Origin of the sequence: Streptomyces sp. DSM 40868 (genome assembly GCF_011820545.1) — a bacterium.
Classification (GTDB): Bacteria; Actinomycetota; Actinomycetes; order Streptomycetales; family Streptomycetaceae; genus Streptomyces; species Streptomyces eurythermus.
In genome coordinates, this window is record NZ_CP050504.1 from 3,426,416 (window position 1) to 3,441,016 (window position 14,601).

Annotated in this window: 10 protein-coding genes; 6 read left to right on the top strand and 4 right to left on the bottom strand. The window is 73.5% G+C overall.

Annotated elements, in window-relative coordinates; genetic code table 11:
- Positions 1-44 precede the first annotated feature (44 nt).
- Together HB370_RS15450 and HB370_RS15455 are read left to right on the top strand one after the other, a co-directional pair.
- Positions 45-845, top strand: a complete 801-nt coding sequence (locus HB370_RS15450) for a sugar phosphate isomerase/epimerase family protein (RefSeq protein ID WP_030782316.1) — start codon at positions 45-47, stop codon at positions 843-845.
- 267 nt (positions 846-1,112) lie between these two features.
- Positions 1,113-2,360, top strand: coding sequence for an MFS transporter (locus HB370_RS15455; RefSeq protein WP_030782319.1), 1,248 nt, complete (start codon positions 1,113-1,115; stop codon positions 2,358-2,360).
- A 606-nt stretch (positions 2,361-2,966) separates the two neighbouring features.
- Here HB370_RS15455 and HB370_RS15460 read toward each other — a convergent pair.
- Positions 2,967-3,560, bottom strand: coding sequence for an alpha/beta hydrolase (locus HB370_RS15460; protein ID WP_030782321.1), 594 nt, complete (start codon positions 3,558-3,560; stop codon positions 2,967-2,969).
- Positions 3,561-3,610: 50 nt separating this feature from the next.
- Between HB370_RS15460 and HB370_RS15465 the strand changes: the two genes are divergently transcribed.
- Entirely contained in the window at positions 3,611-4,534 is a 924-nt protein-coding gene (locus HB370_RS15465) for a LysR family transcriptional regulator (protein WP_030782325.1), read from the top strand.
- A 152-nt stretch (positions 4,535-4,686) separates the two neighbouring features.
- Positions 4,687-6,537, top strand: coding sequence for a glycoside hydrolase family 3 protein (locus HB370_RS15470; RefSeq protein WP_030782328.1), 1,851 nt, complete (start codon positions 4,687-4,689; stop codon positions 6,535-6,537).
- Here HB370_RS15470 and HB370_RS15475 read toward each other — a convergent pair.
- From HB370_RS15475 to HB370_RS15485, 3 genes are all read right to left on the bottom strand, one after another.
- Entirely contained in the window at positions 6,534-7,952 is a 1,419-nt protein-coding gene (locus tag HB370_RS15475) for a S28 family serine protease (protein ID WP_030782331.1), read from the bottom strand. The two genes, HB370_RS15470 and HB370_RS15475, sit on opposite strands and share 4 nt — an antisense overlap.
- Before the next feature lie 104 nt (positions 7,953-8,056).
- Positions 8,057-8,446 (bottom strand): hypothetical protein, encoded by a 390-nt coding sequence (locus HB370_RS15480; RefSeq protein WP_030782334.1) that lies wholly within the window; start codon positions 8,444-8,446, stop codon positions 8,057-8,059.
- A 109-nt stretch (positions 8,447-8,555) separates the two neighbouring features.
- On the bottom strand, positions 8,556-12,275 hold the full coding sequence (locus HB370_RS15485; RefSeq protein ID WP_030782336.1) for an ABC transporter ATP-binding protein: 3,720 nt from the start codon (positions 12,273-12,275) through the stop codon (positions 8,556-8,558).
- 349 nt (positions 12,276-12,624) lie between these two features.
- Here HB370_RS15485 and HB370_RS15490 point away from each other — a divergent pair, with 349 nt between their 5' ends.
- Together HB370_RS15490 and HB370_RS15495 are read left to right on the top strand one after the other, a co-directional pair.
- Positions 12,625-13,833 (top strand): VCBS repeat-containing protein, encoded by a 1,209-nt coding sequence (locus HB370_RS15490; protein ID WP_244405533.1) that lies wholly within the window; start codon positions 12,625-12,627, stop codon positions 13,831-13,833.
- Positions 13,834-13,905: 72 nt separating this feature from the next.
- Complete coding sequence (locus tag HB370_RS15495) at positions 13,906-14,577, top strand: ThuA domain-containing protein (protein WP_030782342.1); 672 nt, start codon at positions 13,906-13,908, stop codon at positions 14,575-14,577.
- Positions 14,578-14,601 lie beyond the last annotated feature (24 nt).

The window sequence follows — 14,601 nt, forward strand, 5'->3', positions numbered from 1 at the left end:
GTCCGGTGCATGACCCCCGTCGGCAGCGGGTACGCAGCGGTCTCATGAAGCTGGCGTTCTCCACTCTCGGTGTTCCCGGGCTGCCCCTCCCGGACGTCCTCTCGCTCGCGACCGCGCACGGCTACCACGGGGTCGAACTGCGGGCCCACCCGGAGGAACCGGTGCATCCCGGGCTGACCCCCGCCGAACGCGCCGAGGCCGCCGCCCTGTTCCGGGCCGCCGGGGTGGAGGTGGTGGGGCTGGCCGGGTACGCCCGGGTGGCCGCGGCCGGCGAGGACGGGCCCGTACTGGCGGAGATCCGGGAGCTGGTGCGGCTGGCCCACGACCTGGGCGCGCCCTTCGTACGGGTCTTTCCCGGCGCCGGCCCGGACGTACCCCGTGAGGAGGCGGACGCGATCGCCGCGCGACGGCTCGGAGCCGCCGCCGAGGACGCCGCCGCGCTCGGCGTCCGGATCCTGCTGGAGACACACGACTCGCACCGCACCGGTGCCGACGCGATCCGGATCCTCGGCCCGGTCGGACACCGCCATGCCGGCGCGCTGTGGGACGTGCTGCACACCTGGCTGGGCGGCGAGCAGCCGGACGACAGCTACGCGGCCCTCGCCCCGCACCTCGGCTATGTCCAGGTCAAGGATGTCGCCTCGGCCGAGGACACCACCCCGCTGCCGCTCGGCGCCGGGGCGGTGCCGCTCGCCGAGTGCGTGGACGTGCTCACCCGGCGGGACTGGGACGGCTGGCTGTGCTGGGAGTACGAGAAGCGCTGGTACGAGAAGGCGGCGCCGCTCGAGGAACTGCTGGGCGAGGGGCGGGAGTACCTGGCGCGGCTGCTCGGGGAAGCCGCCTGAGTGCCTGTCCCCGGGGCACCCTCGGCATGATCGGCCGACCCGTTCGGCCACTCCACGGCGGGAGAGTTCACGCGCGTCGGTGCCACGTTCGCCGTCCTCGCCCTGACGGGCGCCGCACCCCCACCACCGCCGGCGCGGCCGCCGCCGACGAGGACAGAACGTCCATGCGATCGGCCTTCCGCGGGGATATTCGCTGGCGGGTGCCAGGGGGTGCGGTTACCCTCCCCCGGTGATATCGCCGCCCGGGCCCCGCGCCCGCCACCGCTCATGAGCCTCTCCGGCTCCCTGCTCGACATCCGGCCGCTGCGCACCTCCCCCGTCTTCCGACGGCTGCTGATCGGGCGGACCGTGTCCCTGCTCGGCGGGTTCATGACCATGGTGACGGTCATGTACCAGGTGTGGGACCGCACCCACAGCACCACCTGGACCGGCGCCGTCGGGCTCGCGCAGGCGCTGCCGCTGGTGGGGTTCGGGCTGTTCGCCGGAGCCTGGGCGGACCGGGCCGACCGGCGGCGGGTGTACCTCGCGGCCACCGTCGGCCAGGCGGTCTGCTCCCTCGCGCTCGCGGTGCAGGGCTTCACCGGGCACGTGCCGGTGGCCGGGGTGCTGCTGCTGGTCGCGGTGCAGTCGGCGTTCGGCGCGCTCGGCGCCCCGGCCGCCGGGGTGTTCCTGCCCCGCCTGCTGCCGAAGGACCAGGTGGCCGCCGGGCTCGCGCTGCAACAGGTCACCGGGCAGTCGATGATGCTGCTCGGGCCCGCGCTGGCCGGGGTGCTGCTCGGCTGGTTCGGCATCGGCCTGTGCTATCTGCTGGACGCCCTGAGCTTCGGCCTCGCCTTCTACGGCGCCTTCGGGCTGCCCCCGCTGCCGCCCGAGGGGACGCCCGCCCGGCCGGGGTTGCGCGGCGCGCTGGACGGGCTGCGGTTCCTGGCCGGGCACCGGGTGGTGCGCGGGGCGCTGATCACCGACCTGGCCGCCACCGTGCTGTCGTTCCCGGTGAGCCTGTTCCCGCTGGTCAACGCCGAGCGGTTCGGCGACGACCCGCGCACCCTCGGGCTGTTCCTGTCGGCGCTGGCGGTGGGCGGGGTCGCGGCGACCGCGCTGTCCGGCCCGCTGACCCGGCTCGCCAGGCCGGGCCCGGTGATGCTGTGCGCGTCCGGCGGGTGGGGCGCGGCCCTGGTCCTGTTCGGGCTGTCCACCAGCCCTTGGGCAGGCCTGGCGCTGCTGGTGCTGGCCGGGGCGGCGGACGCGACGGCGGTGGTCGCCCGGTCCACGATCGTGCAGACCCGCACCCCGGACGCGCTGCTCGGCCGGGTCACCGCGGCCGAGCAGATCGTCGGCCAGGCCGGCCCGAGCCTGGGCAACGTACGCGGCGGCCTCCTGGCCGGCTGGACCTCCGGCGTGACCGCGCTGGTGGCCGGCGGGGCACTGTGCGTACTGGCGGTGGCCGCGGTCGCCACGACCACCCCCGAACTACGCGACCGGAAGCCGCCCGCCACGGAGCCGGCCGTGTCGTGAGCGGACCGGCGAGACCGGCCAGGGCCGGAACGGCATCGGCGGAGACCCCGGACGGCCCCACGTCAAGCCCAGGCGCGCCCCGCCGCGCTTCTAGCCGGCCGTAACGTGAGCCGCACGGTCCGGTGCAAGCGCCGTGCCGCTCCACGGCGAAGTGCGCCACACCCACGTAAAGCGCCGACGCAGTGCGCACAACCCGGCCGAAAACCCGGCCACACCCCCACCGCGCAAGCGAAAGGCCCCCGCCACGGAGCCGGCCCTACCGTGACCGATCCGGCGAGGCCCGGCCACGGCCGCAACAGCGTCGACGGAGCTGCCGGGCGACCCGCCGAGAACCCGGGCACGCCCCCTACCCAGCCGGCCGTACCGTGAGCCGCACGGTCCGGTGCAAGCGCCGTGCCGCTCCACGGCGAAGTGCGCCACACCCACGTAAAGCGCCGACGCAGTGCGCACAACCCGGCCGAAAACCCGGCCACACCCCCACCGCGCAAACGAAAGGCCCCCGCCACGGAGCCGGCCCTACCGTGACCGGCCCGGCGAGGCCCGGCCACGGCCGCAGCAGCGTCGGCGGAGCTGCCGGGCGACCCGCCGAGAACCCGGGCACGCCCCCTACCCAGCCGGCCGTACCGTGAGCGGCACCGTTTCGTTCAGGCACCAGGACAGCATGGCCGGCCAGGGGCCGTAGCCGGCGTCCAGGTCGAGGTGGGCGGCGCCCGGGAGGATGTCGGCGGGGATGCCGAGCGGCTCGGCGAAGAGCGTGGCCGCGCCCTCGGGGCAGTAGGGGTCGTCGTCGCCCGCGACCAGCCGGGCCGGTCCGGGCAGGGTGAAGTCGAGCGGGGGCGGGGCGAAGGCGGCCACCTCCGGGTGCCGGGCGAGGACCGACCCGGACGGCGGGGCGACGAGCAGCACCCGGTCGGCGTGCCCCAGTTGGCCCATGCCCCGGGCGGCGGCGTGCAGCCACAGCAGGGCGGAGGCGCTGTGGGCCACCACGACCCGCTCCCCGGTGCCTTCCGGCTCCTCCAGGTGCCGGCCCAGTTCGCCGAGCCAGACGTCCAGGTCGGGGTCGTCGGGGTCGGGCAGGCCCGGGTACGTGACGTGGTGGCCGAGGGCGGTGAGCCGGTCGGCGAGCCAGTGCTGCCAGTGGGCCTTCGGACGGTGGTTCTGCCAGCCGTGCAGGATGAGAAAGGAGCGCGGGGTCGTCATGGCGCCGATCCTCACTCCGCCAACCACCCAGGTCCAGTTAATGTTTGTGCGTGGAACAGGTAAGCGGGGGCTTCACGGTCGATCTACGGCGGCTGACCGTGCTCCGGGAGCTGGAGCGCCGCGGCAGCCTGGCCCGGACCGCCGAGGCGCTGCATCTGACCCCGTCGGCGGTGTCCCAGCAACTCGCGGCACTGGCCCGGGAGGTGGGCGTGCCGCTGACGGAGCGGGACGGTCGCGGGGTGCGGCTGACCGGCCAGGCGCGGGTGCTGCTGGCCCACGCCGAGCTGATCGCCGCCCAGCTGGAGCGGGCCCGCGCCGACCTGGCGGCCTATGGCGAGGGCGGGCGGGGGCAGGTGCGGATCGGCTGCTTCGGCAGCGGCATCCTGGGGCTGCTGCCGCCGGTGCTGCGCGCGCTGGCCGAGCGGCTGCCACGGGTCCGGGTGGACGTGACGGAGGGCGAGCCACCGGATGTGTTCACGGCGCTGGACGCGGGCCGGCTGGACGTGGTGGTGGCCGTCGACTTCGCCGCCGCTCCCCCGCACACCGACCGCCGCTACACCCGCACCGACCTGCTCACCGACGTCCTGGACCTGGCCCTGCCCGTGGACCATCCGCTGGCCGCCCGCGACCGGGTCCCGCTGCGCGAACTGGCCTGCGAGCCCTGGGTGGTGGGCGCGGCGGGCAGTTGCTGCGGCGCGGTGGCCCGCGCGGTGTGCGCGGCGGCGGGCTTCACCCCCGACATCCGGCACGCGGTGAACGACTGGGGCGCGCTGCTCGCCCTGGTGGAGGCGGGCGCGGGCGTGGCGCTGGTGCCCCGGCTGGTGCGTCCGCTGTACGCGGACCGGCGCCTGGCGGTGGTGCCGGTGGCGGGCCGGCCGCCGTCCCGGAACGTGTTCGCGGCGCTCCGGGCGGGGGCCGAAGGGGATCCGGTGCTGGCGGCCGTACGCGAGCAGCTGCTGGCCGCGGCCGGCTGACGGGCCGTTCCAGGGGCCGGACGCGGCGCGGGAATCCCCGGCCGGCGGTCCCTTCCTGGTTACTGTGCAGTCCCTTGACGGAAAGAAACTTCCCGGATATTGGTGACTCCTCGGAAGTTTCCTTCAGCGGTTCTCCTCTGGAAGGAGCGCACGTGCCCGACACCAGCACGGGAAGCGACACCGGTACGGGAAGCACGCGAAGAGACACCGCACGGCCGTCCCGGCGCGCCGTCCTCGCCGCGACCGCGGGCGTCACCGCCGCGCTGACGGTCCCGACGGCCGCCGGCGCCGCCGACACCGACCGCCGGCTGCGCGCCCTGATCTCCCGCATGACGCTGGAGGAGAAGGTCGGCCAGCTGTTCGTGACGCGGGTCTACGGCCACTCCGCCACCGCCCCCGACCAGGCCGACATCGACACCAACCTGAAGGAACTCGGCGTCCGCACCGCCGCCGAGCTGATCGCGAAGTACCGGGTCGGCGGCATCATCTACTTCGCCTGGGCGCACAACACCCGTGACCCGCACCAGATCGCCGCCCTGTCCGACGGCATCCAGCGGGTCTCGCTGGACCAGCCGCGCGGGCTGCCCGTGCTCATCGCCACCGACCAGGAGCACGGCGCGGTGTGCCGGATCGGCAAGCCCGCCACCCTGCTGCCCGGCGCGATGGCGATCGGCGCGGGCCGCTCCCGCTCCGACGCGCGGGCCCTCGGCCGGATCTCCGGCGCCGAGCTGCGCGCGATGGGCGTCCACCAGGACTACGCCCCCGACGCCGACGTGAACGTCAACCCGGCCAACCCGGTCATCGGGGTCCGCTCCTTCGGCGCCGACCCGGACGCGGTCGCCGCGCTGGTCGCCGCCGAGGTGAAGGGTTATCAGTCGGCCGGGGTGGCGGCGACCGCCAAGCACTTCCCGGGTCACGGGGACACCTCCGTGGACAGCCACTACGGCTTTCCGGTCATCACGCACAGCCGTGAGCTGTGGGAGCGGCTGGACGCCGTGCCGTTCCGGGCCGCTATCCGGGCGGGCGTCGACTCGGTCATGACCGGGCACATCCAGTTCCCGGCCCTGGACGGCTCCGGCGACCCGGCCACCCTGTCCCGGCCGGTGCTGACCGGCATCCTGCGCGAGGAGCTCGGCTACGACGGGGTCGTGATCACCGACTCGCTGGGCATGCAGGGCGTGCGCACCAAGTACGGCGACGACCGGGTGCCGGTGCTGGCCCTGAAGGCGGGCGTGGACCAGCTGCTCAACCCGCCGTCGCTGGACGTGGCGTGGAACGCGGTGCTGACGGCCGTACGGAACGGCGAGCTGACCGAGGAGCGGCTCGATGAATCGATCCTGCGCATTCTGCGGCTGAAGGCCCGGCGCGGGGTGCTCGACCACCCGTGGGCCCGCCCGGACCGGATCGGCCGCACGGTGGGCACGAAGGCCCATCTGGCCGCCGCCGACCGCATCGCCGAGCGCACCACCACCCTGCTGGTCAACGAGGGCGGCACGCTGCCCTTCGACCCCCGCCGGGAACAGCGGGTCCTGGTCGTCGGCGCCGATCCGGCCTCCCCGTCCGGCACCACCGGCCCGCCCACCGGCGTGCTGGCCGCCGCCCTCACCGAACTGGGCTTCGCCGCGACCGCCCTGTCCACCGGCACCGCGCCCTCCGCCGCGACCGTCGACAAGGCGGTCACCGCCGCCGGGAACGCGGACGCGGTGGTCGTGGCCACGTACAACGTGACGGCGGGCAGCTCCCAGCGCACCCTGGTGGACCGCCTGCTGGCCACCGGCAGACCGGTGGCCGTGGTGGCGGTCCGCAACCCGTACGACATCGCGCAGCTCCCCGCCGTCCGGGCGTGCCTCGCCACGTACTGCTGGACGGACGTCGAACTGCGCGCCGCCGCACGGGTCCTGGCCGGGCGGGTGGCACCGCGCGGGCGGCTGCCCGTGCCGGTGCGGCGGGCGGACGACCCGGCACGGGAGCTGTACCCGATCGGGCACGGGCTGACGTACTAGGCCACCCGGGGCCGCAGCGCGGGCTCCCGCTCCACCTCCCGTACGTCCAGCCGCGCGTCGTACCGGGCCAGCGGCCTGGCCTGGTCGACGGTGGCCCGCGGGAGGCCCGCCCAGGCCAGGATGCGGGCGGTGGCCAGGCTCTTCTCGTCGGGGACCAGGCCCGCCACGTTGGCGCCGTGGTTCATGCCGGGGGCGGTGAACACGTAGGAGTCACGGGCGCCCGCGCCGGGCCGGAAGCGCTCCGAGCCCCACGGGTCGTTCTGGCCGTAGACGAAGAGCATGTGCGTGGCGTGGTGCCGCACCCAGGTGTCCACGTCCCGCATCGCCCACGGCTGGAACCGCATCGGGATGGAGCGCGGCACGTAGTTCCGGGGCGGCTGGTAGCCGTAGCGGATCAGGTGCCGGTCGATGCCGGGGAAGTGGATGGTGGGGGCGCCCAGCTGGGTGCCGGCCTGGTAGTAGTACGGGGTGTACGGGTCCAGTCCCTGGTCGGTGTAGGCGTCGAAGCCGGAGATGGTGTCGAGCGAGGTCCACAGCGCGTCGTCGTCCGCCGTGGCCGCCGGGATCGTGTCGCAGTCCTCGAGCAGGCTGTACTGCCAGAAGCCCCAGGCGTAGTCCAGGACGACCGCCTCGTAGGCCCGGTCCAGGCCGCCGATGGTGTCGAAGGTGTAGCCCTTGGCGGCGGCGTACTCGGCGTACTTCTTCTCCATGCGCTCGCGGCGCACCAGCGCCTCTCGCTGGACGGCGGTCAGCTTCTCCCGGCACTCCTTGGTGCCGACGCGGGCGAAGAAGCGGTCGTAGGCGGAGTCCTCGTCGTTGACGACGTCGTTGGGCGCGACATAGGCGACGACGCCGTCCATGTCACCCGGGTAGAACCGCTCGTAATAGGTGGCCGTCATGCCGCCCTTGGAGGCGCCGGTGGCCAGCCAGTTGGCGGGGTAGAGGGCCTTCAGTGCCCGGAACACGCGGTGCTGGTCGCTCGCGGCCTGCCAGATGTCGAGCTTGGACCAGTCGGCCGGGGCTGGGCGCGAGGGGGTGAAGAACCGGTACTCCAGGGAGACCTGGTTGCCGTCCACGATCTGGGTGGGCTCGCGGCGCGAGGGCTTGGTGGAGACGCCGTAGCCGCCGGTGTAGAAGACGGTGGGCCGGCTCACGTCCTTGTGCAGCACAGTGATCCGCTGTTGGAAGGTGCCCCGGTCCGGGTGGCGGTGGTCGACCGGCTGGGTGAAGTTCAGGACGAAGTAGCGGTAGCCGGGGTACGGCTTCTCCTCGATCAGGCTCATGCCGGGTATCGACAGGAGCCGGTCCTTGATGTCGGTGGGCTCATCACCGGCGGCGGTGGCCGCCCCGGCCGCCGTGCTCAGTGTGCCGATGAGCACCGTGAGCGCGAGCAGCCATCTGAGCGCCTTGCGCATGCGCACTCTCCCCTGTGAGACAGATGTGCGCCGGAAACTATCCCAGCAAGTGCCGCCTCACCAGAGGACGTTCGTCCGGTCGGCGGGCCGCCCCGCTCAGCGGGTCAGCACAGGATCCAGCCGGAGCTGACCGAGGAGCGGCCCACCGCGCCCTTGATCCACACGCAGCGGTGTCCGGCGTGCACGGTCACCGGGCCGGCGAGGCGGGTGTAGCGGCCGGCGTCGACGACCGGCCGGTTGCCGCGCGCCTGCACGCTGACCGACATGGTGCGGGCGGGGCCGGGGGTGCGCGGGACGGTGACGGCGCAGACGTAGCCGTCGCGCTTGTAGACGTGGGTGATGCCGGTCTTGAACGGCAGGGTCCGCACCTCGCGCCCGGCGCAGCCGCCGGTCGCGGCCTGCGCGGTCCCGGTCGCCGTCAGCGCGAGCGCGCCGGACGCGGCCAGCACGGCCGCGCCGAGGGCAAACCGCCGGCGTATCGCACCACTGTCCACTTCGTCCTCCCCGTACCCGGTCACACTCCCCCGTCTCCGTACTGATGTACGGACGCACGCGTATGCCGGATGGTTGCACGACCGTCAGCCAAACGATTCGGCGGGGGTCTCAGCGGGCCGCGCCGACCGGCTCCTCCGGCTCGGACCGGCCGACGAAGGTCCGCCACAGCTCGGCGTACCGGCCGCCGCGGGCCAGCAGCTCCTCGTGGGTGCCGTCCTCGGCGACCCGGCCGTGGTCCATCACCACGACCCGGTCGGCGCGGGCCGCGGTGGTCAGCCGGTGCGCCACCACCAGCGTGGTACGACGGCCCGCCAGCCGGTCGGTGGCCTGGTTGACCTGGGCCTCGGTGGCCAGGTCCAGGGCGGCCGTCGCCTCGTCCAGCAGCAGGATGTCCGGGTCGACCAGCTCGGCGCGGGCCAGGGCGATCAGCTGGCGCTGGCCCGCCGAGAGGTTCCGGCCGCGCTCGGCCACCCGGTGCAGATAGCCGCCCGGCAGCCGGGCGATCATCTCGTGCGCGCCGACCGCCCGGGCCGCCGCCTCCACCTCGGCGTCGGTGGCGTCGGGCCGGCCGTAGGCGATGGCGTCGCGGACGGTGCCCGGGAAGAGGTACGCCTCCTGCGGCACCACGCCGAGCCGGTGCCGGTACGAGGTGAGGTCCAGGGTGCGCAGATCCGTGCCGTCGACCGTGACCCGGCCGGCGGTCGGGTCGTAGAACCGCGCGACCAGCTTGACCAGGGTCGACTTTCCGGCGCCCGTCTCGCCGACGAAGGCGACCGTCTGCCCGGCCGGGATCGTCAGGTCGATGCCGGTGAGGGCCTCCTCCTCGTCGCCGTAGGCGAACCGGACCCCCTCGAAGGCGATGTCGCCGCGCAGCGAGAGCACCTCCAGCGGGGCCTTCGCGGTCTTGGTGGACGTCGGCTCGCGCAGCAGTTCCTGGATGCGGCCCAGCGAGACCGTGGCCTGCTGGTAGCCGTCGAAGACCTGGGAGAGCTGCTGGACGGGCGCGAAGAACAGGTCGATGTAGAGCAGGTAGGCCACCAGGGCGCCGGTGGTCAGCGTGGCCGCCTCCACCCGGCCCGCGCCCGCGATCAGCACGGCCGCCGCCGCGACCGACGACAGCAGCTGCACGAACGGGAAGTAGACCGATATCAGCCACTGGCCGCGGATGCGGGCGCCGCGGTACTCGGCGCTGCGCTCGGTGAACCGCCGGCCGCCGTCCCGCTCCCGCCGGAAGGCCTGCACGATCCGCAGTCCGGACACCGTCTCCTGGAGGTCGGCGTTGACCGCCGAGACGCGCTCGCGGGCCAGCTCGTACGCCTTCACGCTGGCCCGGCGGAAGAAGAAGGTCGCCACGGCCAGCGGGGGCAGGGTGGCGAAGACGACCAGGGCCAGCCGCACGTCGAGGACCAGCAGGGCGACCATGATGCCGAAGAAGGTGACGACCGAGACGAACGCGGTGACCAGGCCCGTCTGGAGGAAGGTCGACAGGGCGTCGACGTCCGTGGTCATCCGCGTCATGATGCGGCCGGTCAGCTCGCGCTCGTAGTAGTCCAGGCCGAGCCGCTGGAGCTGCGCGAAGATCTTCAGCCGCAGGGTGTAGAGCACCCGCTCGCCGGTGCGGCCGGTCATCCGGGTCTCGGCGATCTGCGCGGCCCACTGCACCAGCACGGTCAGCAGGGCGAGCAGGGACGCCGACCACACCGCGCCGATCGCCATCCGGGTCACGCCGGAGTCGATGCCGTGCCGGATCAGCACCGGCAGCAGCAGGCCCGCGCCCGCGTCCACGGCGACCAGCGCCAGGCTGACCAGCAGCGGCGGCCAGAAGCCGCGCAGCAGGCGGCGCAGCCCGTAGGACTCCTCGGGCAGCGTCGCGCGGCCCTCGTCGATGTCCGGGGTGTCGGTGGCCGGGGGCAGCGCCTCGACCTGGGCGAGCAGCTCCGGGGTGGCCGGGGAGCCGGACAGCGCCTGGTCCTTCGGTTCGCGGTCGCCGGTCCACAGCCGGGGGGTCACACCCCGCTCGGCGTCGAACTCGGCGTCCAGCTCGTCGCGGACGGAGGTGTCCTCGGCGGGCGTGGCGGGGCGGGCGTGGCCCGGGGAGACGCCGCCCAGTTCGTCCGGGTCGGTGAGCAGCCGGCGGTAGAGGGCCGAGCGCTCCTGGAGTTCGTCGTGGGTGCCGAGGTCGGCGAGCCGGCCGCCGTCCAGGACGGCGATGCGGTCGGCGAGGTTCAGGGTGGAGCGGCGGTGGGCGATGAGCAGGGTGGTGCGGCCCCGCATCACCTGGCTCAGCGCCTCGTGGATCTCGTGCTCCACACGGGCGTCGACGGCCGAGGTGGCGTCGTCCAGCACCAGCAGGCGGGGGTCGGTGAGCAGGGCGCGGGCGAGCGCGAGGCGCTGGCGCTGGCCGCCGGAGAGGGTCAGTCCGTGTTCGCCGACCTTGGTGTCGTAGCCGTCCGGCAGCTCGCTGATGAAACGGTCCGCCTGGGCGGCGCGGGCGGCGGCCTCGATCTCCTCGTCGGTGGCGTCCGGGCGGCCGTAGGCGATGTTGTTGCGGACGGTGTCGGAGAAGAGAAACGAATCTTCCGGGACGAGTCCGATCGCGGCCCGCAGCGAGTCCAGGGTCAGCTCGCGCACGTCGTGGCCGCCGATCAGGACGGCCCCCCGGTGGACGTCGTAGAAGCGCGGCAGGAGCAGCGAGAGGGTGGACTTGCCCGAGCCCGAGGAGCCGACGACGGCGAGGGTCTCGCCGGGCCGGATCTCCAGGCTGATCCCGTCCAGCACCGGGCGCTTCTCGTCGTAGCCGAAGGTCACGTCGTCGAACTCGACGGTCGCGGGCGCGTCGGCGGGCAGTTCCTTGGTGCCGTCCTTCAGGGCCGGCTCGGTGTCGATCAGCTCCAGCACGCGCTCGGTGCCGGCCCGGGCCTGCTGGCCGACCGTGAGGACCATGGCGAGCATCCGGACCGGGCCGACCAGCTGGGCCAGGTAGGTGGAGAAGGCCACGAAGGTGCCGAGGGTGATGTGGCCGTGCACGGCGAGCCAGCCGCCGAGGGCCAGCATGGCGACCTGGCCGAGCGCGGGGACGGCCTGGAGGGCCGGGGTGTACCGGCTGTTCAGGCGGATCGTGCGCAGCCGGCCCGCGAACAGCCGGCGGCCGACCTCGCGGAGCTTGTTGGTCTCCTGCTCCTCCTGCCCGAAGCCCTTCACCACGCGCACCCCGCTGACCGCGCCGTCGACCACGCCGGCCACGGCGGCGGCCTGCGCCTGGGCGTACCAGGTGGCCGGGTGCAGCCGGGTGCGGCTGCGCCGGGCGATCCAGCCGAGGGCGGGGGCGACGGCGAGGGCGACCAGGGTGAGCGGCAACGACAGCCACGCCATGATCACCAGGGAGATCAGGAAGAGCAGGACGTTCCCGATGGTCATCGGGAGCATGAAGAGCAGGCCCTGGATCAGCTGGAGGTCGCTGGTGGCGCGGCCGATGACCTGCCCGGTGGACAGCTCGTCCTGACGGCGGCCGTCCAGCCCGGTGATGGTGCCGTACATCTCGGTCCGCAGGTCGTGCTGGACGTCCAGGGCGAGCCGGCCGCCGTAGTAGCGGCGGATGTAGGTGAGGACGTAGACGAGGACGGCGGCGCCTATGAGGGCGCCGGCCCAGGGGGCCATGGCGCGGCTGTGGTCGCCGATCACGTCGTCGATGATCACCTTGGTGATCAGCGGGACGACGGCCATCACCGCCATGCCGGCGAGGGAGGAGCCGAGAGCCAGGACGACGTCCTTCGGATACCGCCAGGCGTATCCCGCCAGCCGTCGTGCCCATCCCCGTTGCGCTGCCACGCCGGTGCCTTCCGTTCGCCCTGCTTTACCGCAAGGCGTCAACGCCGGAAGATGCGGATTTCATCCCTCCGCAACAATTGCCGGCGCGACACGATCCGCCTTCCGGCGGGTATGTGCCCGGGGCATACCGGTGCCGGTCGGCGGGGATGCTCCCCGTAGCGGGCGGACGCGACGACGCGCTCGCCGCATGCCTCTGTTCCCCCGCTTCACGCGAGTCCCGCGCGCACACGAGCCCGGCGGAGTGACCTACGTCATATGCCACGTCTCGCATTCCCCTTAGTATGCGCCAGAGCATCTTATGCTTATGCATAATACCTGCATGCGGGTATTACCCGCTCTAGGAGGCGTCGTGCGAATACCTCGCTTCGAACGGGAAGTCGTGGCCGAGGGACTGACCGACGGGTACTGGATCGAGGCACTGGACCTCGACGGAAGCGGCCGGCCCGGACTGCTGACCTCAGGGCTCGCCGAAGGCGTGGTCCGCTGGTACGAGAACCCGGGGGCGCAGCGGTCCTCCTGGAAGCCGCACACCATCGCGGAACTGAGCCAGCCGGTGGCGTTCGCCGCGGCGGACCTCACCGGGACCGGCAGCCTCGACCTGGTCGTCTGCCACGACTACGGCGAGAGCATGTACGCGCACAAACCGGACGACGGCACCATCTCGTGGCTGCGCAACCCCGGCGATCCGCGCGGCTCGGGCCCGTGGGAGCGCCGCCGCATCGGCGGCCTGGTATCGGCGCACCGCCTGCGGGTGGGGCACTTCACCCGCGCCGACCGGCTCCAGCTGCTGGCCCTTCCGGTGGTCGGCGGAGCAGGCGGCCGGGCCGGGCTGGCACAGCCGGCGCGGGTGACGGTCTTCGACGTGCCGGAGGACCCCTTGAGCGCCGCCGACTGGCGGGTCAGCGCGGTCGACGACGCCTCCTTCACCGTCCTGCACGACTACACGGTCCAGGGCACCGACGCCGCGGGACGGCAGCGGCTGGCCGTGGCGAGCGCCGAGGGGCTGAGCGACTACGCCTGGGACGACGCCCGCGGCACCTGGTCGGCGCGCCGGTTCGGGCTCGGCGAGCAGGGGCAGCGGGAGGCCACCGGCTTCGGCGGCAGCAGCAGTGTCGCGCTGGGCACCAGCCACGGATCACGGTTCGCGGCCGCCGTCGAGCCCTTCCACGGCAACACGGTCGCCGCGTACACGCGGACCGCCGGCGCGGACACCTGGCAGCGCACCGTGCTCGACGTCTACGGCGACCCGAACGAGGCCGGCGAAGGGCCCGGACACCATGTCGTCGCCGCGGACTTCGACGGAGACGGCGACGACGAGTTCCTGGTCGCCCTGCGCGGCCCGGCCCCCTGGCAGGGGGTCTACTACTACAAGGCGGTCGACGCCGCCGCCGGCCTGTGGGTCAAACAGCGCGTCTCCGAGGACTCCGCGGCCCGTATCGCCGTCGCCGACTTCAACGGCGACGGACGGCCCGACTTCGCCACCATCGGCTACTACACCCCCGGGTACTTCCTGGCGAAGGACCCGGTGGTGGCCGTGTTCCACAACCTCGGCAGCTGAGCGACGCCCTCGGCTCTTCCGGCGTTCGAGATCTTCCTTGCGCATCGAGACTTCCGACACGAAGGAGTACGCATGACGCGGGCGCTGTACTTATACGGCGGCTGGCCGGGCCACAAGCCCTACGAGGTCGCGGAGTGGGCCCTGGCGGAGATGAGGGACCTGGGGCTGAGCGTCGACACGATCAACGACCCGTACCGGCTGGAGGAGGACCTGACCGGCTACGACCTGATCGTCATCGGCTGGACCCAGGCGCACACCACCGAGACCCTGACCCCGCGCCAGGAGGACAGCCTCCTGCACGCCGTGGAGAACGGCACCGGGGTCGCGGGCTGGCACGGCATGGCGGCATCGTTCCGGGCGAGCCTGCGCTACAACCACCTCGTCGGCGGCAACTGTGTCTCCCACCCGGGCGGCGAGGGCGTCGAGGTCCCGTACAAGGTCACCATCACCGACCCCGCGCACGAGGTGACCGCCTCCGTGTCGGACTTCGAGGTCGCCTCCGAGCAGTACTACATGCATGTGGATCCCGCCAACCACGTCCTGGCGGAGACGGTGTTCAGCGGCGAGCACCTGCCCTGGATCGAGGGCCAGCGGATGCCCGTGGCGTGGGTCCGGCGCTGGGGCGCGGGCCGGGTCTTCTACTGCTCCGTCGGCCACTACCTGAAGGACCTGACCCAGCCGGACGCCACCCGGCTGGTGCGACAGGGGATCGGCTGGGCCGCCCGCCGGGGCCCGCAGCGTTGAGGCAGTCATCACCGGGACACGAGT